Source organism: Luteimonas sp. TWI596, assembly GCF_039674105.1.
In the GTDB taxonomy this organism is placed as follows: Bacteria; Pseudomonadota; Gammaproteobacteria; order Xanthomonadales; family Xanthomonadaceae; genus Luteimonas.
The window spans coordinates 41,327-57,707 of record NZ_JBDJMU010000009.1 but is presented as its reverse complement, the minus strand read 5'-3'; the positions used below and the strand labels follow the sequence as shown (position 1 = coordinate 57,707).

17 protein-coding genes are annotated in these 16,381 nt (G+C 70.0%); 9 read left to right on the top strand and 8 right to left on the bottom strand.

Annotated elements, in window-relative coordinates:
- Positions 1-76 precede the first annotated feature (76 nt).
- Positions 77-1,048, bottom strand: a complete 972-nt coding sequence (prmB, locus tag ABE487_RS08760) for a 50S ribosomal protein L3 N(5)-glutamine methyltransferase (RefSeq protein WP_346442294.1) — start codon at positions 1,046-1,048, stop codon at positions 77-79.
- Positions 1,049-1,182: 134 nt separating this feature from the next.
- On the opposite strand from prmB, the gene ABE487_RS08755 reads away from it, so the two are divergent.
- A complete protein-coding gene (locus ABE487_RS08755; protein ID WP_346447560.1) occupies positions 1,183-1,848 on the top strand; it encodes an SCO family protein in 666 nt (221 codons plus the stop codon).
- On the top strand, positions 1,845-2,693 hold the full coding sequence (gene asd, locus ABE487_RS08750; protein ID WP_346452208.1) for an archaetidylserine decarboxylase: 849 nt from the start codon (positions 1,845-1,847) through the stop codon (positions 2,691-2,693). Before ABE487_RS08755 ends, asd begins: the two co-directional genes overlap by 4 nt.
- A 51-nt stretch (positions 2,694-2,744) precedes the next feature.
- Here asd and ABE487_RS08745 read toward each other — a convergent pair whose 3' ends face one another.
- The gene (locus ABE487_RS08745) at positions 2,745-4,304 is read right to left on the bottom strand and encodes a transglycosylase SLT domain-containing protein (protein ID WP_346452209.1); all 1,560 of its coding nucleotides are present in this window, start codon (positions 4,302-4,304) and stop codon (positions 2,745-2,747) included.
- 78 nt (positions 4,305-4,382) lie between these two features.
- On the bottom strand, positions 4,383-5,696 hold the full coding sequence (locus tag ABE487_RS08740; protein WP_346452210.1) for a hypothetical protein: 1,314 nt from the start codon (positions 5,694-5,696) through the stop codon (positions 4,383-4,385).
- A 117-nt stretch (positions 5,697-5,813) separates the two neighbouring features.
- Here ABE487_RS08740 and ABE487_RS08735 point away from each other — a divergent pair, with 117 nt between their 5' ends.
- The 3 genes from ABE487_RS08735 to ABE487_RS08725 all read left to right on the top strand — a co-directional run bounded on the left by ABE487_RS08735 (position 5,814) and on the right by ABE487_RS08725 (position 8,390).
- Positions 5,814-7,304 (top strand): helicase HerA-like domain-containing protein, encoded by a 1,491-nt coding sequence (locus ABE487_RS08735; protein WP_346452211.1) that lies wholly within the window; start codon positions 5,814-5,816, stop codon positions 7,302-7,304.
- Complete coding sequence (greB, locus tag ABE487_RS08730) at positions 7,301-7,807, top strand: transcription elongation factor GreB (RefSeq protein WP_346452212.1); 507 nt, start codon at positions 7,301-7,303, stop codon at positions 7,805-7,807. Before ABE487_RS08735 ends, greB begins: the two co-directional genes overlap by 4 nt.
- A 202-nt stretch (positions 7,808-8,009) precedes the next feature.
- A complete protein-coding gene (locus ABE487_RS08725) occupies positions 8,010-8,390 on the top strand; it encodes a hypothetical protein (protein WP_346452213.1) in 381 nt (126 codons plus the stop codon).
- Positions 8,391-8,434: 44 nt separating this feature from the next.
- On the opposite strand, the gene ABE487_RS08720 is transcribed toward ABE487_RS08725, so the two are convergent.
- Both ABE487_RS08720 and rimO read right to left on the bottom strand, forming a co-directional pair.
- Positions 8,435-8,839 carry a hypothetical protein gene (locus ABE487_RS08720; RefSeq protein WP_346452214.1) on the bottom strand — a complete coding sequence of 135 codons (405 nt, stop codon included), beginning with the start codon at positions 8,837-8,839 and terminating at the stop codon, positions 8,435-8,437.
- Positions 8,836-10,188 carry a 30S ribosomal protein S12 methylthiotransferase RimO gene (gene rimO / locus ABE487_RS08715; protein ID WP_346452215.1) on the bottom strand — a complete coding sequence of 451 codons (1,353 nt, stop codon included), beginning with the start codon at positions 10,186-10,188 and terminating at the stop codon, positions 8,836-8,838. Before rimO ends, ABE487_RS08720 begins: the two co-directional genes overlap by 4 nt.
- Before the next feature lie 176 nt (positions 10,189-10,364).
- Between rimO and ABE487_RS08710 the strand changes: the two genes are divergently transcribed.
- Positions 10,365-11,042, top strand: coding sequence for a dienelactone hydrolase family protein (locus ABE487_RS08710; protein ID WP_346442284.1), 678 nt, complete (start codon positions 10,365-10,367; stop codon positions 11,040-11,042).
- 13 nt (positions 11,043-11,055) lie between these two features.
- The gene (locus ABE487_RS08705) at positions 11,056-11,484 is read left to right on the top strand and encodes an HIT family protein (protein ID WP_346452216.1); all 429 of its coding nucleotides are present in this window, start codon (positions 11,056-11,058) and stop codon (positions 11,482-11,484) included.
- A gap of 7 nt (positions 11,485-11,491) precedes the next feature.
- Here ABE487_RS08705 and ABE487_RS08700 read toward each other — a convergent pair whose 3' ends face one another.
- From ABE487_RS08700 to apbC, 3 genes are all read right to left on the bottom strand, one after another.
- Positions 11,492-12,001 (bottom strand): RDD family protein, encoded by a 510-nt coding sequence (locus ABE487_RS08700; protein WP_346452217.1) that lies wholly within the window; start codon positions 11,999-12,001, stop codon positions 11,492-11,494.
- 35 nt (positions 12,002-12,036) lie between these two features.
- A complete protein-coding gene (gene dcd / locus ABE487_RS08695) occupies positions 12,037-12,612 on the bottom strand; it encodes a dCTP deaminase (protein WP_183426014.1) in 576 nt (191 codons plus the stop codon).
- A gap of 76 nt (positions 12,613-12,688) precedes the next feature.
- Positions 12,689-13,543, bottom strand: coding sequence for an iron-sulfur cluster carrier protein ApbC (gene apbC, locus ABE487_RS08690; protein ID WP_346447565.1), 855 nt, complete (start codon positions 13,541-13,543; stop codon positions 12,689-12,691).
- Between the two features lie 187 nt (positions 13,544-13,730).
- On the opposite strand from apbC, the gene ABE487_RS08685 reads away from it, so the two are divergent.
- Entirely contained in the window at positions 13,731-14,174 is a 444-nt protein-coding gene (locus ABE487_RS08685; protein ID WP_346452218.1) for a DUF2147 domain-containing protein, read from the top strand.
- Positions 14,175-14,302: 128 nt separating this feature from the next.
- Positions 14,303-16,363 (top strand): methionine--tRNA ligase, encoded by a 2,061-nt coding sequence (gene metG, locus ABE487_RS08680; protein WP_346452219.1) that lies wholly within the window; start codon positions 14,303-14,305, stop codon positions 16,361-16,363.
- Positions 16,364-16,381: the final 18 nt, after the last annotated feature.

Genomic DNA, 16,381 nt, shown 5'->3' with positions numbered 1-16,381 from the left:
CACCACGGCGCGGGCGCGCCGTCGAAACGGAGGGCCGCCAAGCTTAACGCGCTGAGCCGGCCCGTGGTGCGGTGCGTCAGAACAGGTCGCTGGCCGAGCCGCCCGCCACGTCGGGGCCCGCGACCGGGGTCGATTCGCGCGCGGCCGCAAGCTCGGCAATGCGCGCATTGTGTACGGCCAGGTCGCGGCGCTCGACGACGAACACGCCCATCTGCCCGACCTGGAACTCGACCCACAGCAGGGGCAGCTCGGGCAGCAGCTTGACCAGATGCTGCTCCGATTCGCCGACTTCGCAGATCAGCAGCCCGTCTTCGGTCAGGTGCAGCGGCGCATCGCGCAGGATCTTCAGCACCAGGTCCAGACCGTCGTCGCCGGCGCGCAAGCCCATCTCGGGCTCGTAGCCGTACTCGCGCGGCAGCGCATCGGTCTCGTCGTTGGTCACGTAGGGCGGATTGGTCACGATCAGGTCGTAGTGCTCGCCCTGCAGGCCCGCGAACAGGTCGGACTTGAGGAACCGTGTGTTGCGCACCTCCAGCCGGGCCTCGTTCTCGGCTGCCAGCGTCAGCGCCTCGTCGCTGAGGTCGACGCCGTCGACATGCCAATCGGGGTTGTGGTGGGCCATCGCGATCGCGATGCAGCCCGAGCCGGTGCACAGATCCAGCGCGCGGCGCACCTCGCGGCCGCCCAGCCACGGCTCGAAGCCGGACAGGATCAGCTCGGCGATCGGCGAACGCGGCACCAGCGCACGGCGGTCGGACTTGAAGCTCAGCCCGGCGAACCACGCCTCGCCGGTCAGGTAGGCCGCCGGGACCCGCTCCTCGATACGACGCAGGAACAGGCCCAGCACGTCTTCCTTCTCGGCCAGCGTGACCCGCGACTGCCCGTAGACCGGGCTCAGGTCGTGCGGCAGGTGCAGCGCGTGGAGGGTCAGTTGGGTGGCCTCGTCGATCGCGTTGTCGTAGCTGTGGCCGAAGGTCAGCCCGGCGGCGTTGAAGCGGCTGGCGCCGTAGCGGATCAGGTCGACGATCGTCTGCAGTTCTTCGGTCATGGCGCGCGCGGCTCGGGGGACGGCTTGATGGCCGGCGATTATAGGTCAGCGGCCGCCGCGCTCCCGCGTGCCGCCAGGCGCGCACGTGCGGCGAGCTATGATGCCCGGTCCCTCGACTCGGTGGCCCCAGACGGATGTTCAACCGCACCACCCTCGTGATCCTGTGCATCGCGCTCGCTGGCGGGCTCGGCCTGCTCGCAGCGCAGCGCTACTTCACCGGCGGCGCCGACGCCGATCGCCCACCGCTGCAGGTCGTGCAGCTCTACCCCCAGCCGCGTGCACTGCCGGAGATCGAACTGCAGCAGGCCGATGGCACCCCGCTGTCGACCCGCGCCCTGGCCGGGCACTGGACCTTGGTGTTCATCGGGTTCACCCAATGCCCCGACGTGTGCCCGATGACGCTGACCCAGTTGGCGCAGGCCCAGCGGCGCTGGGAAGCGCTGCCGGAGGCGACCCGGCCGCGGGTGCTGTTCGTGTCGGTGGACCCCGAGCGCGACACGCCGCAGCGGCTCGGCGACTACGCGCATGCCTTCCACCGCGACACGCTCGCCGCGACCGCCGACCTGCCGACGCTCGAGCGCTTCACGCGCGCGCTGTCGATGGTGTTCGCCAAGGTGCCATTGCGCGGCGACGCGCCGGCCGGCGCCTACACGATCGACCACAGCGCCTCGATGGCGGTGCTCGACGCCCAGGGCCGCATGGCCGGCGTGGTCTCGGGCAGCGTGCTCAACGGCGAGGCGCCACGGCCCGACGCCATCGCCGACGACCTGTTGCGCCTGACCGCGGACACCCGCCCATGAGCCTGACCACCACGCTGACCTATGCGCTGCCGCACCGCCTGCTGTCGTCGATGGCGCGCCGACTGGCCTACTCGACCCATCCGGGCACGCGACGCTGGCTGATCGACACGGTCGTGCGCCGCTTCGGCGTCGACCTGTCGGAGGCGGCCAATCCCGATCCGGCGTCCTACGCCAGCTTCAATGCGTTCTTCACCCGCGCGTTGCGCGAAGGCGCGCGCACTGCCGATCCGGACCCACGCGCGCTGCTGATGCCGGCCGATGGCCACATCAGCCAGTGTGGCGCGATCGACGGCGACCGCATCTTCCAGGCCAAGGGCCAGTCGTTCACGGTCGCCGAACTGCTCGGCGATGCCGACGACGCGGCGCCCTATCTCGAAGGTCGCTACGCCACCGTGTACCTGTCGCCGCGCGACTACCACCGCGTGCACATGGCCTGGACCGGCACACTGCGCGAGACCGTCCACGTTCCGGGCCGGTTGTTCAGCGTCGGCACCGACGCGGTCGCCAACGTGCCGCGGTTGTTCGCGCGCAACGAGCGGCTGGTGTGCCACTTCGACACCGACTTCGGGCCGATGGTCCAGGTGATGGTCGGCGCGCTGCTGGTCTCGGGCGTGGAGACGGTCTGGGCCGGCGAGGAGATTCCCGCCTACGGCGACCGCATCCAGCGCAAGGACTACCGCGGGCGCGGCATCGTGCTCGAGCGTTTCGCCGAGATGGCCCGCTTCAACTACGGCTCGACGGTGATCGTGTTGTTGCCGCCTGGCGTGGCCGAACTGGCACCGGCGCTGCACGCCGAGTCGCCGGTGCGCCTGGGCGAACGGCTGGCCACGCGCCTGGGCGCGTGACCGTGACCGCGCCCGGCCCGCACGCGCGCGCCCGGGCGCCGCACGCAAGGTTCAGCGCGCGCAGCCCTGCAGCGTCAGCGTCTGTCCCGGCTTGAGTGCGTACGCAGGCGCGCGCAGGCCGTTGGCGCGCGCGAGCGTCGAGATATTGCAGCCGTAACGCTGGGCGATCTTGCCCAGGGTGTCGCCGCGAGCGACGCGGTGGCTGCGCGCGGGCGCCGGAGCAGCCTGCGGCGGACGCGGGACGGCGGGCGCGGCCGGCAGGGCCGCCGGGGCGTCGGCGCTGACGTCGGGCAGCACCTCGATCGCGCCGGTCCGCACGATCGCCGCGCGCGGGTCGCTGTTCACCAGTTCGGCCGCCAGATCGGCGCGTGCACCGCGCACGCACCACTGGCGATACAGCCCGGCCATGCGCACGGTGCCGTTGAGCACGGTGCCGACCGGCAGCAGGCTCTCGGCCTCGTAGCTGGGATTGAGATTACGCAGCGCGCGCATGTAACCGTCGCGGGTGTTGCCGTTGCCCAGACAGATCGTCAGCTCGTAGATCGACGCCGGCCGCTCGAGACGGAACGTCGCCGGCCGCGCATCGACCTTGGGGAAGCTCAGCCCATACTCCTGCGGGTGCAGGTACAGCCACGCCGCGGCGATCACCATCGGCACATAATCGCGGGTCTCGGGCGGGAACTGGTTGTAGACATCCGGGTCCCAGAAGCGCCGACCGGCGGCCTCGCGGTAGACGCGCAGCGCGCGCCCCTCGCCGCCGTTGTAGGCGGCCAGCCAGTACTCGATCTCGTTGCCGTGCTGGGCGAACCGCTCATTGAGATAGACCGCCGCCGCATCGGCCGCCTGACGCGGGTCGTAGCGCGTGTCGAAGCCACTGCCGTCGGGACCCAGGCCGAACCGGCGCCCGGTCGCCGGCATGAACTGCAAAGGCCCGGCGGCGCCGGCGCGCGAACGCGCGTGCACCCGGCCATTGGATTCCTTGGCCATGATGCCGAACAGCAGCGCCTCGGGCAGCCCGCTGCGCTTGAAGGCCGGGGACATCAGATGCCGCATGTACTGGTAGTTCTCGTGACTGGTGATCAGCGACACGCGCATGTCGGTGAGCCAGCGGCGGATGCCGGCCTGGACGGCGGGGTTGAGCTCGACCATGCGCTTGAACCGCTCGTCCTCGCTCAGCAGCGCCGACGCGCTGGCGCCCGCCGGCACATCGGCGGTCGGCAGCGCGACGTCCAGCGCATCGGACGGGGCGTCGTCCTCGCCCTGCCCGGCCTGCGCGTCGGCGTCGGCCTTGAGCAGGCGCTTGTAGCTGGTCAACAGCTGCGGAACGCTGCAGCCGCGCTGCTTCTCGCAGGCCACCATCACGTCTTCCATATCCTCGAGCGCCGCGTTGCTCGCCTCGACCCCGGCCGGGTCGTCGTTGGCGATGCGCACCAGGGCTTCGCGGTAGCGCCCCTCGGCATCGAGCATGCGTTGATTCAGCGCCTCGGCGGCCTCGCGGTCGCGGCGCGACTGCGCCTTTGCATCGGTCGCATGGCAGGACAGCACCAACGCCAGCGCCAGCGCGCCCAGGTGCGCGAACGGGCGCGGGAAAGAGAACCGGGAATCGGGCATGCGGGGCTTCGCTCTGAGGGGCCGGCAGGGTAGCCCCCGCCGTCGCGCCGGGGCAAGGCGATCGACAACCGCCGGGACTCAGCCGCCCGGTTGCCCGGTCCGGGCCCGCGAGCGGGCCCAGTCGCGCGTCTGCGCCGGGTCATGGCGCGCGAAGCCGGCCACCTCGATCGCCGCATCGAGGTCGGCGGCCGGCGTGGCGTCGAGATGGTGAGCCAGAAACGCGTGCGTCACCGCGGCGATGCCGCGCGCGGTCGCCGCGGCATCCGCATCGCCGAAATGCGCCTCGTGCGCCGGCCCCGTCATCAGCAGCGGCAAGTCGCTGAAGGCCATGTGCCGGGTCCCGGGCACGCGCAGCCGGATCACGTCAGGCGCCAGCCCAACCTGGGTCCAGCGCTCGTAGGCGTAGTCGTTGTGGTGGAATGCGGGGTCGGCCGGCGTGCCGTCGTAGAGCGGAAACCGCACCCAGTCGCTGGCCAGCGCCAGCAGCGGCCGACCGAGGTCGGCATCGTAGAGCCCCGGGTCGAAGTTCAACCCGTCCAGGCTCACCGCCGCGCGGCAGCTCGGCAGGCGCTGGCAGGCGGTCGCCGCGGTCGACCCGCCGAAGGACATGCCGGCGATCGCCAGCCGCTGCGGGTCGGTCGTGGCAAGCACCGGCGCGAACGCCGGTGGCACGTGCCCGGCCTGCAGCGCGTGCACCGCGAACAGCACATCCTCGCGCCAGGTGGCCTGGCTGGCGCCCAGCCGGCTGCCGGCCAGCGCCTGGGCGTAGCCGCCGATCAGCGTGATGCGCGTGGCGTGATCGTCGGCGGCATGGAAACGTCGGCGCCATTCCAACAGGGCCGGCGCCTCGGCGGTCATGTCGGTGGGCACCACCCGACCATCGGCCAGCGCGAGATCCACCGCGTCACCGGGATGCCCCAGCGCCACCACGACGTAGCCGTGGCTGGCCAGCGACTGGGCCAACGCGGTGTTCTGCGCCGGATACAGGAAGAAGCCGTGGCTCAGGACCACCAGCGAGAAGCCGCCGTCGGGGCGCGGGGCCACCCCCGTTCCGGCGCCTGCGGCGGTGCAAACGGCGATAGCGTGGGTGTCGTCGACGGCGTAGCCCAGATTGCGTGCCAGCGCCGGCAACAGCCGCACCGCCTCGTCCTGCGGCAGATACGGGCGCGGCGGCGCGGCCTGCGCGGCGGGGTACCAGACGACGACAGGCAAGGTCCGCACCGCGTCGGGGGCCTCGCCTGCCACCCCGCGCCGCGTCGTGTCAGCCAGTTCGAAGCGCTGCTGGCCCACGGGTAGCGGTCCGTCCGGCGCGGGCAGCGCGCAGGCCCAGACCAGCGCGGGCAGCGCCGCAACGATCAGGCAGACCAGACGCGACGGGAGTCGAGAGGGCATGGCGACATTCCTTGAGAACACCCGCCCATTGTGCGCGCGCCGTGGACCGCAACGGCCGCCCGGCACCGGCGGCGGCCACGTCCTAGAATCACCACTTCCTCCAAGCGCTCTGAATCCATGGATCCGATCCTCATCGGCAAGGCCATCACCACGCCCGACGGCGGCCCCGTCCACCTGCTGCCCGCGCTGGGCAACCGTCACGGCCTGGTCGCCGGCGCGACCGGTACCGGCAAGACGGTCACGCTGACCACATTGGCCGAGGGCTTCTCGCGCCTGGGCGTGCCGGTGTTCATGGCCGACGTGAAGGGCGACGTGGCAGGCCTGGCGATGCCGGGCGAGATCGGCGAGGCGCTGCGCGAGCGCGCCGCGCGCATCGGCGTGCCCGACTATGCCGGCGAGGCCAGCCCGGTGGTGTTCTGGGACCTGTTCGGGGTGTCGGGCCACCCGGTGCGCACGACGGTCAGCGAGATGGGACCGACGCTGCTGGCGCGCATCCTCGAGCTCAACGATACCCAGGCCGGCGTGCTCGACATCGTGTTCAAGCTCGCCGATGACCGAGGCCTGCTGCTGCTCGACCTCGACGATCTGCGCGCGCTGCTGGGTCTGGTCGCCGAGGAGCGCAAGGCGGTGTCGTCCGAGTACGGACTGGTCTCGGCACCGTCGGTCGCGGCGATCCAGCGCGCGGTGCTGCGGCTGGAACAGGACGGCGGCGCGCCGTTCTTCGGTGAGCCGGCGCTGGCGCTCGACGACCTGATGCGCACGCGCACCGACGGCCGCGGCGTGATCGGCATCCTGGCCGCCGATCGGCTGATCCTCAAGCCCCGGTTGTACGCCACCTTCCTGCTGTGGCTGCTGTCGCAATTGTTCGAGACGCTGCCCGAGGTCGGCGACCTGGACAAGCCGCGGCTGGTATTCGTCTTCGACGAGGCGCACCTGCTGTTCGGCGACGCGCCGGCCGCGCTGCAACAGCGGATCGAACAGGTGGTGCGGCTGGTGCGCTCCAAGGGCGTGGGCGTCTACTTCTGTTCGCAGTTCCCCGACGACGTGCCGCAGGCCGTGCTCGGCCAACTCGGCAACCGCGTGCAGCACGCGCTGCGTGCGTACACGCCGCGCGACCAGAAGGCCGTGCGTACCGCCGCGCAGACCTTCGTGCCCAACCCGGCACTCGATGTCGCCGCCGCGATCTCCACGCTCAAGACCGGCGAGGCGTTGGTCTCGATGCTGCAGGCCGGCGGCGCACCGGCGCCGGTCGAGCGCACGCTGATCGCGCCGCCGCGCTGTCGGATGGGCGCGATCACCGAGGCCGAACGTGCGCGCGTGCGCGCCGGCAGTCCGGTCGGCGCCAAGTACGACACGCCGGTCAATCGCGAATCGGCCGCCGAACGACTGGCGCAGCGTGCGCAGGCCGCGACCACCGCCGGCGACGCGCCACCGGCGAAGTCCCGCGACGCCGACGAGGCCGAGGGCGGCCTGGAACAGAAGCTCAACGAGTTCCTGTTCGGCACCAAACGGCGCCAGGGCGCGGTGCAGGCCGCCGGCAAGCAGGCGGTGCGCTCGATCACCAACCGGATCGTGCGCAACCTGCTGGGCGGGATCGGGCGCCGATGAGCCGCTGGCGCCCGCCACCGGAAAAAAGCACCGCGCTGATCACCCCGAGCGGCCACGCAAGACTCAAGGCCGAGCTCGACGATCTGTGGCGGGTGCGCAGGCCCGAGGTCGTGCGCGCACTGTCGGCGGCGGCGGCCGAAGGCGATCGCTCGGAGAATGCCGAGTACACCTATCGCAAGAAGCAGTTGGGCGAAATCGACCGCCGCGTGCGCTACCTCGGCAAGCGGCTCGAAGCGCTGCGGGTGGTCGACACCGTGCCGGCCGATCCCGAGGCGGTGTTCTTCGGCGCCTGGATCGAACTCGAAGACCTCGACAGCGGACAATGCAACCGCTACCGCATCGTCGGTCCCGACGAGACCGACGCGCGCGAAGGCTGGATCAGCATCGATTCGCCGCTGGCGCGCGCATTGCTCAAGAAGCGCATCGACGACGAGGTCGCGGTCGAACTGCCGGGCGGCCCGCGCACGTTCGCGATCGTCTCGGTCGACTACGCCGCCGACTGAGATGGGCCGCAATCGCCGACACGTTGGCCGGGCGATCGCGGCTGCGAACAGAGGGATCCCCGCGCGCGGGACCTGCGCCGGCCTCATCTTGCTGGCGACCGCGCTCGCCGCCTGCAGCCCCGGCGCCGCCCCCACATTGCCGGCGGCCGCAACCGCCCCGACGCCTGCTGATACAACGCTCGACGCCCATGCGGCGCTCGCCATGCGGCTGCGGCCATTCCTGATCGAACGTGGCACGGGTCCATCGGGGCGCAACGCGCGCGCGGCCGATGACGAGCGGTTCCGGCTCGGCGCGTTCTGGAAGGCCCGGACCGACACCCACCACTTCGACGCCGCGTTCCGCGCGCGGGCGCAGGCCGCGCTGTCGGTGCACGAGGATGGCACGGCGGACGCGGCGCTGCGGCGGTTGCTTGCGACCGTCGAGGCGCGCTTGCCGGCCTGGCAGGCCCTGGTCGACTACAACGCCTCAGGGCAGATGCGCGACGATGGCGGCGACGGCGGACGGGCCTTGCTGCCCGACGCGATCGAGGCGGCGGCCTGGGCTTATGTCGAAACGGTCACTCAGACCGAGCCCGCACCGTAGATCCGCCGAGGGCACGCGCGCCGGACCTGCACCCGGCCGGGCGCTCAGTCGATGCGCTGCAGCTCGTGGATCTGCGTGTCCGAGAACGCGCTGAAGTACCCGGTCGTCGAGGTGAACTTCTGCTCCGGGAACACGGTGCCCGGTGCGACGCGGCACATCAGGAACGCGCTCGATGACGCGCACTGCAGCCCGGCCTCGGGCGGAACACCGGGAAACAGCTCGGCCTGCTCGCGCGCGCTGAGCGGCAGCATGGCCAGCCCCTCGCCCCGGAACATCGCCAGCCAGCCGCGGCCCTCGGCCCGCAATGTCAGCTGCGCGTCGGCCGGCACCGTCGCCGGATCCTCGTCCACCGGCCGGTAGGTCCCGCTCAGCCCGTCTGCTGCGGCTGCGACGCCGGCCACGAGCGCCAGCACCAGCCCCATCGCCATCTCCCTCGACCATCGCCTCATGCGTCCGTCTCCACGACTTCGCCGTAGAGATCATGCTCGTCGCTGCCCATGATCGCCACCTCGACGAAATCGCCAGGGCGCAGACCGGCCTCGCGGCCGTCCTGGATCTGCACCACGCCGTCGATCTCGGGCGCATCGCCCATCGTCCGCGCGATCGCCAGGTCGCCGTCGACGACGTCGACCAGGCAGGACTGCACAGTGCCGACCTTGGCCTCCAGGCGCGCTGCGGAAATCTCCGCCTGCTTGTCCATGAACCGCGCCAGCCGCTCCTGCTTCACCGCTTCTGGCACCGCATCGGGCAAGAGGTTCGCGGTTGCGCCCTCGACCGGCGAATAGGCGAACGCGCCGACGCGGTCGAGCTGGGCCTCGTCGAGGAAGTCCAGCAATTGCTGGAAATCGTCCTCGGTCTCGCCGGGGAAGCCGACGATGAAGGTGCTGCGGATCGTCAGGTCCGGGCAGATCTCGCGCCACCGCGCGATGCGCTCGCGGGTGCGGTCGATCGCGCCGGGCCGCTTCATCAGCTTGAGGATGCGCGGGCTCGCATGCTGCAGCGGCACGTCGAGATACGGCAGCAGCTTGCGGCTGCCGTCGGCATGGCGCTCGGTCATCAGCGGGATGATGTCGTCGACATGCGGGTACGGATACACATAGTGCAGCCGCGTCCACACGCCCAGTTCCGACAGTCCCTCGCACAGGGCCTTCATCCGCGTCTGGTACGCGCGATCGCGCCATGTCCGCTCGGCGTAGCGCACGTCCACGCCGTAGGCCGAGGTGTCCTGGGAAATCACCAGCAGTTCGCGCACGCCGCCGCGCACCAGCCGCTCGGCCTCGCGCAGTACGTCGTCGACCGGGCGCGACACCAGGTCGCCACGCATCGACGGAATGATGCAGAAGCTGCAGCGGTGGTTGCAGCCCTCGGAGATCTTCAGATACGCATAGTGCCGCGGTGTCAGCTTGACCCCAGTGTCGGGCACCAAGTCGATGAACGGATCGTGCCGCGGCGGCAAGGCCGCATGCACCGCGCCCATCACCGAGCCGTAGTCCTGCGGCCCGCTGATCGACAGCACGCCCGGATGCGCGCCGCGGATCATCTCCTCGCGCTTGCCCAGGCACCCGGTCACGATCACCTTGCCGTTCTCGGCCATCGCCTCGCCGATCGCGTCGAGCGATTCGGCGACCGCCGAATCGATGAACCCGCAGGTGTTGACGACCACCACGTCGGCATCGTCGTAGGTCTGCACGATGTCGTAGCCCTCGACCCGCAACTGGGTGAGGATGCGTTCGGAATCGACGAGGGCCTTCGGACAGCCGAGACTGACGAAACCGACCTTGGGACTGGCTGCGGACATGGGAACCGTGGCGGGTGCAGGAGGGAGGAGCCCACGCGCGCCGCCAGGCGACCGGATTGGGCCGGTCCGCGGCTGCGGGCACGAGGGGCCGCGCAGTATAGCGGCGGCGGCCGAGGCGGTCCTGCGGCCGCCGGCCTGGGGTAGACTCGGACCGTTCACGTGAACAGGACGCTGCCATGGGCCGGGACATCGTCGTCGCCACCGCGTCGGGGGCGGTCAACGCCTGGCGGGCCGACCCGCCCCATGGCGCCGCCGCGAAGGGCGCGATCGTGGTGCTGCAGGAGATCTTTGGCGTCAACGCCCACATCCGCAGCGTCGCCGACGGCTACGCCGCCGCTGGCTACGTCGCGATCGCCCCGGCCCTGTTCGACCCGGTCGCGCGTCATGTCGAACTGACCTACGAGGCCGCCGACTTCGAGCGCGGCCGCGCCCTCGCCGCAGAACTGGGTTTCGAGCGCGCGGTCGGCATCGTTCGCGCCACCCGCGACCTGTTGCGCAGTGAAGGCCATCGCCAGATCGCGGTGGTCGGGTTCTGCTGGGGCGGCAGCCTCGCCTTCCTCGCCAACACCCGTCTGGGCCTGCCCGCGGTCAGCTACTACGGCGCGCGTACCGTGCCGTTCCTGGATGAGCCTTTGCTGGCGCCGATGCTGTTCCACTTCGGCGTCGACGACGCCAGCATTCCCGAAGCCGACATCGCCGCCCACCGCGCGCGGCAGCCGGACGCCGAGATCCACGTCCACCCGGGCGGCCACGCCTTCAACCGCGACGTCGACCCCGCCCACTACCACCCCGACAGCGCCGCCGAGGCCCGCCGGCAGACGATGAAGTTCATCGCCGCGGCGCTGCTGCGCTGACCGGATGCCGACCATGCCGCACGCCACCACCCCTGCCCACTACGCCCTGCACCCGCAATTGGCCGACGACACCCACCCTGTCGTCACGCTCGCGCTGAGCGAGGTGCGGTTGATGGATGATGCCAACTATCCGTGGCTGATCCTGGTCCCCCGTCTGCCCGACGCCCGCGAACTGATCGACCTGAGCCGCGAACAACGCAGCCGGCTGACCGAGGAGATCGACATCGTGGCCCGCGCGATCCGCGACGCGTTCCGGCCGTTCAAGCTCAACATCGCGGCGCTGGGCAACCAGGTGCCACAACTGCACGTGCACGTGATCGGACGCAACCAGGGTGATCCGGCATGGCCGGCCCCGGTCTGGGGCCGCGTCGCGGCCCGCCCCTACTCGCCCGAACTGTTGGTCGAGCGCATCACCCGCCTGCAGGCCGTATTGCCCGACTGATCGCGCGTCAACGCACGCGGACCACGCGCGTGCCGGCCACGAAATCGTGCCCGCAGCGGCGGTCATTGCGGAAGATCATGCAAACGCTGCCCAGGACCGCGAGCGCCCCCAGGCACGGGATCCCGCCCACCGCCTGCAACGGCAGATAGCGCGCGAACAGCGCACGCACCACCGTCACCGGCCGGCCATCGAGCGTCACGATGCGGATCCCCAGCCACCGCTTGCCCCAGGTCTGGCCACCGACATGCAGCGGCCAGGCATGGATCGCCGCGAACACCAGCAGGCCGATCCCCATCCACAGCAGTTGCAGGCCGAACCCGACCTGCTCGCCGCGCTGGGCCGCCGCCATCACCGCAGACCAATAGCCGCCAAGCCACATCACCGGCGTCATGACCGCCAGACCGATCAGCCCATCGACGACCACCGCGCCCAGCCGGGTGCCGCGCTCGGCCAGCACCTGACCTGCATCGGCCTGCAACTCGGCCACCGGGGCCTGGTAGGGATTGGACTCTTGCATCGCACGTCCTTGTTGGAGAGGAAAAGACAGACCGCTCAGGTGCGCGGCAGCGTCACCCCGGTCTGACCCTGATACTTGCCACCGCGATCCTTGTACGACGTCTCGCAGACGTCGTCCGCATCGGACTGGAAGAACAGCATCTGCGCGACGCCCTCGTTGGCATAGATGCGGGCCGGCAGCGGCGTGGTATTGCTGAACTCCAGCGTCACGTGGCCTTCCCACTCCGGCTCGAGCGGCGTCACGTTGACGATGATGCCGCAGCGCGCATAGGTGCTCTTGCCCAGGCACACCACCAGTACATCGCGCGGAATGCGGAAGTACTCGACCGTACGCGCCAGCGCGAACGAATTGGGCGGAATGATGCACTCGTCGCCGACCACGTCGACGAAGCTCTTGGGGTCGAACCGCTTGGGATCGACGATCGTCGAGTTGATGTTGGTGAACACCTTGAACTCGCGCGAGCAGCGCACGTCGTAGCCGTAGCTCGAGGTGCCATAGCTGACGATGCGCTGGCCGTCGACGTGCTTGACCTGCCCGGCCTCGAACGGCTCGATCATGCCCCCCGGCTGCTCGGACATGCGGCGGATCCAGCGGTCGCTCTTGATGCTCATAGGGTGTTCCCGGGGGCAAATGCGGCAGTGAATACGCATTGTAGGGCCGGCACCGGCCCGCCGCACCCCGCCGCGATCACACCAGAGACGCGGAGATCGACATCGGCGCGCGCGGGCGCTTCTCGAGTTCGGCGACCATGGCCCGTGCGACCGCACGGTAGGCCGCAGCCGCCGCCGAGTCGGGGGCGGAGGCGACGATCGGCGCACCGGCATCGCCCTGCTCGCGGATCCCGATCTCCAGTGGCAGCGCGCCGAGCAGCGGCACGCCATAGCGCTCAGCCATGCGCTCGCCGCCGCCCGAACCGAACAGATGCTCGACGTGCCCGCAGTTCGAGCACACGTGCTGGGCCATGTTCTCGACCAGACCGAGCACCGCAACCTCCACCTTTTCGAACATCTTCAGCGCCTTGCGCGCATCGAGCGTCGCGACTTCCTGCGGCGTGGTCACGATGACCGCACCGGCGACCGGGATCTTCTGCGCCAGGGTGAGCTGGATGTCGCCGGTGCCGGGCGGCAGATCGACCAACAGGTAGTCCAGGCCGTCCTCGCCGCCCCAGCGTGTGTCGTTGAGCAGCTGCTGCAGGGCCGACGTCGCCATCGGTCCACGCCAGATCATCGGCGTGTCCTGGTCGACCAGCAGGCCGATCGACATCGCCTCGATGCCGTGGGCCTGCAGCGGCAGGATCGACTTGCCGTCGGGGCTGTCCGGCTTGACCGACAGCCCCAGCATCGTCGGGATGCTGGGCCCGTAGACGTCGGCATCCAGTACTCCGACCCGGGCGCCATCGGCCGCCAGCGCAAGCGCCAGGTTCACCGACGTCGTCGACTTGCCGACACCGCCCTTGCCCGAGCCGACGGCGATGATGTTGCGGATGCGGGGGTGCGGATGGAGGGCGCCCTGGACGGCGCGTGCTGCCTTGGGGAGTTGCATGGGCTGACGAATGCTCGAGCTGGGGCCGCCATTGTCCCATGCCACGCGACGACGCCTGACGACCAAGATGTCGCACCTGCCGCTCGAACGCCGCGGACGCACGACGAGAACACGCGCGCGGCCAACAGATCGGCTATAACGTCGCCAACTGCGTCGGCATCGCGCCGACACCGAGGGAGGGAGCGCAATGAAGATGAACAAGAAGGCCATACTGCTCGCACTCGCGGCACTGCCGCTGGTCGTCGTATCGTTCTCGGCCTCGGCACAGTCGCCGGCCGGCCGCTGGAAAACCATCGATGACGAGACCGGCCGGGTGAAGTCGATCGTCGAGATCAGCCAGGCCGCGAACGGCACGCTGAGCGGCAAGGTCCTGGAGGTGCTGCATTCCGATCGAGGGCCGAACCCGACCTGCGACAAGTGCGGCGGCGAACGTCGCAACCAGCCGATCGCCGGCATGACCATCCTGTGGGATCTCAAGCCGGACGGAAACGAGTGGTCGGGTGGCACGATCCTCGACCCCGCCAATGGCAAGACTTATCGGTCGAAGGCCAAGCTGATCGATGCGAACCGCCTCGGTGTGTCGGGGTGTATTGCCTTCATCTGCCGCGAACAGGTCTGGCAGCGGGAATAAGCTGCGACGCAAGGCGTCCGTCATCACTGCATCAAGAGCCCGGCCTTGGCCGGGCTCTTTTTATGACAAGGACCGGGCGCCGGAACGGCATGCGATAATCCGGTCCCGTTCCTGCCGTCGCCATCGCCATGTCGCGCAAGCTGCTCGTCACCGCCGCCCTGCCCTACGCCAACGGCCCGCTGCACCTGGGCCACCTGGTCGGGTACATCCAGGCCGACACCTGGGTCCGGGCCCAGCGTATGGCCGGCGATGTGGCTCATTTCGTCTGCGCCGACGACACCCACGGCACGCCGATCATGCTGGCGGCCGAAAAGGCGGGAACGACGCCCGAGGCGTTCATCGCCGAGATCCACGCCGGTCACGTGCGCGATTTCGCCGCGTTCGGCGTCGCATTCGACCATTACGATTCGACCCACTCGGCGGCCAACCGCGCCATGGTGGAGACGATCTACGCGCGTCTGGAGCACGGCGGACACATTGCACGTCGCGCCGTTGCACAACTCTACGATCCGGTGCGCGGCATGTTCCTGCCCGACCGCTACGTCAAGGGCACCTGCCCGAAGTGCGGCACGCCCGACCAGTACGGCGACAACTGCGAGCACTGCGGCGCGACCTATGCGCCCAGCGACCTGATCGAACCGAAGTCGGTGGTCAGCGGTGCGACGCCCGAGGTGCGCGAGTCCGAGCATTTCTTCTTCGAACTCGGTCATTTCCAGGACGTCCTGCGCGACTGGCTCGCCGGCGATGTCGCGGTGCCCGGCGTCAAGGCCAAGCTCGCGGAATGGCTCGACGGCGACGGCGGCCTGCGTGCCTGGGACATCTCGCGCGACGCGCCCTACTTCGGCTTCGAGATCCCCGGCCACCCGGGCAAGTTCTTCTACGTCTGGCTCGACGCGCCGATCGGCTACCTGAGCAGCTTCAAGACGCTGTGCGTGCGCGAAGGCATCGATTTCGACGCCTGGTTGTCGCCCGATGGCGATGTCGAGTTGCACCATTTCCTGGGCAAGGACATCGTCAACTTCCACGGCCTGTTCTGGCCGGCGATGCTGCACGGCGCAGGCCTGCGCGCGCCGACGCGGCTGCACGTCAACGGCTATCTGATGGTCGACGGCGCGAAGATGTCCAAGTCGCGCGGCACGTTCGTCATGGCGCGCACGTATCTCGACCAGGGCCTGGACCCCGAGGCGCTGCGCTACTACTTCGCGGCGAAGTCGTCGGGCGGCGTCGACGATCTCGACCTCAACCTCGACGACTTCGTTGCACGCGTCAATGCCGACCTGGTCGGCAAGTTCGTCAACCTGGCCAGCCGCTGTGCCGGTTTCATCCACAAGCGCTTCGACGCGCGCCTGGCCGACGCACTGCCCGACCCGGCGCAGTACGCGCGTTTCGTCGCGGCGCTGTCCGGCGTGCGCGAGGCCTATGCGCGCAACGACCCGGCCAGCGCGATCCGCCAGGTGATGGCGCTTGCCGATGAGGCCAACCGCTACATCGACGATCGCAAGCCCTGGGTGATCGCCAAACAGGCCGGCGCGGACGCCGAACTGCAGGCCGTCTGCACCCAGGGCCTGAACCTGTTCCGCATCCTCGCCGGCGCCCTGCAACCGATCCTGCCGCGCACCAGCACACAGGCCGCGGCGTTCCTCGCCGCGCCCGTCACTCATTGGCACGATCTCGACCAACCGCTGACCGGCCGAACGATCCAGGCCTATGCCCCGCTGTTCACCCGTATCGACCCGACCCTGCTCACCGCCATGACCGAAGCCTCCAAGGACACGCTCGCCGCCGTTGCCCCCGCCGCCCCGACGAAGACCGAGGCGAAAGCGCCCGCAACATCCGCACCCGCGGCCGCCGATACCGCCTACATCGGCATCGACGATTTCGCCAAGCTCGACCTGCGGATCGGCAAGGTCCTGGTCTGCGAGGCCGTCGAGGGCTCGGACAAGCTGCTGCGCTTCGAGCTCGACGCGGGCGAACTGGGCAAGCGCCAGATCTTCTCCGGGATCCGCGCCAGCTACGGCGCGCCCGAAGCGCTGGTCGGCCGCAACGTGGTGTTCATCGCCAATCTCGCGCCGCGCAAGATGCGTTTCGGCCTGAGCGAAGGCATGATCCTGTCGGCCGGATTCGACAGCGGCGCACTCGCGCTGCTCTCGGCCGATGACGGTGCGCAGCCCGGCATGCCGGTGCGCTGATCGTGCGATCGGGCGGCG

What these genes read in the sequence shown, in the direction of transcription:
- prmB (WP_346442294.1), bottom strand. Translation starts at nt 1,048, where the DNA reads ATGACCGAAGAACTGCAGACGATCGTCGACCTGATCCGCTACGGCGCC.
- ABE487_RS08755 (WP_346447560.1), top strand. Translation starts at nt 1,183, where the DNA reads ATGTTCAACCGCACCACCCTCGTGATCCTGTGCATCGCGCTCGCTGGC.
- asd (WP_346452208.1), top strand. Translation starts at nt 1,845, where the DNA reads ATGAGCCTGACCACCACGCTGACCTATGCGCTGCCGCACCGCCTGCTG.
- ABE487_RS08745 (WP_346452209.1), bottom strand. Translation starts at nt 4,304, where the DNA reads ATGCCCGATTCCCGGTTCTCTTTCCCGCGCCCGTTCGCGCACCTGGGC.
- ABE487_RS08740 (WP_346452210.1), bottom strand. Translation starts at nt 5,696, where the DNA reads ATGCCCTCTCGACTCCCGTCGCGTCTGGTCTGCCTGATCGTTGCGGCG.
- ABE487_RS08735 (WP_346452211.1), top strand. Translation starts at nt 5,814, where the DNA reads ATGGATCCGATCCTCATCGGCAAGGCCATCACCACGCCCGACGGCGGC.
- greB (WP_346452212.1), top strand. Translation starts at nt 7,301, where the DNA reads ATGAGCCGCTGGCGCCCGCCACCGGAAAAAAGCACCGCGCTGATCACC.
- ABE487_RS08725 (WP_346452213.1), top strand. Translation starts at nt 8,010, where the DNA reads ATGCGGCTGCGGCCATTCCTGATCGAACGTGGCACGGGTCCATCGGGG.
- ABE487_RS08720 (WP_346452214.1), bottom strand. Translation starts at nt 8,839, where the DNA reads ATGAGGCGATGGTCGAGGGAGATGGCGATGGGGCTGGTGCTGGCGCTC.
- rimO (WP_346452215.1), bottom strand. Translation starts at nt 10,188, where the DNA reads ATGTCCGCAGCCAGTCCCAAGGTCGGTTTCGTCAGTCTCGGCTGTCCG.
- ABE487_RS08710 (WP_346442284.1), top strand. Translation starts at nt 10,365, where the DNA reads ATGGGCCGGGACATCGTCGTCGCCACCGCGTCGGGGGCGGTCAACGCC.
- ABE487_RS08705 (WP_346452216.1), top strand. Translation starts at nt 11,056, where the DNA reads ATGCCGCACGCCACCACCCCTGCCCACTACGCCCTGCACCCGCAATTG.
- ABE487_RS08700 (WP_346452217.1), bottom strand. Translation starts at nt 12,001, where the DNA reads ATGCAAGAGTCCAATCCCTACCAGGCCCCGGTGGCCGAGTTGCAGGCC.
- dcd (WP_183426014.1), bottom strand. Translation starts at nt 12,612, where the DNA reads ATGAGCATCAAGAGCGACCGCTGGATCCGCCGCATGTCCGAGCAGCCG.
- apbC (WP_346447565.1), bottom strand. Translation starts at nt 13,543, where the DNA reads ATGCAACTCCCCAAGGCAGCACGCGCCGTCCAGGGCGCCCTCCATCCG.
- ABE487_RS08685 (WP_346452218.1), top strand. Translation starts at nt 13,731, where the DNA reads ATGAAGATGAACAAGAAGGCCATACTGCTCGCACTCGCGGCACTGCCG.
- metG (WP_346452219.1), top strand. Translation starts at nt 14,303, where the DNA reads ATGTCGCGCAAGCTGCTCGTCACCGCCGCCCTGCCCTACGCCAACGGC.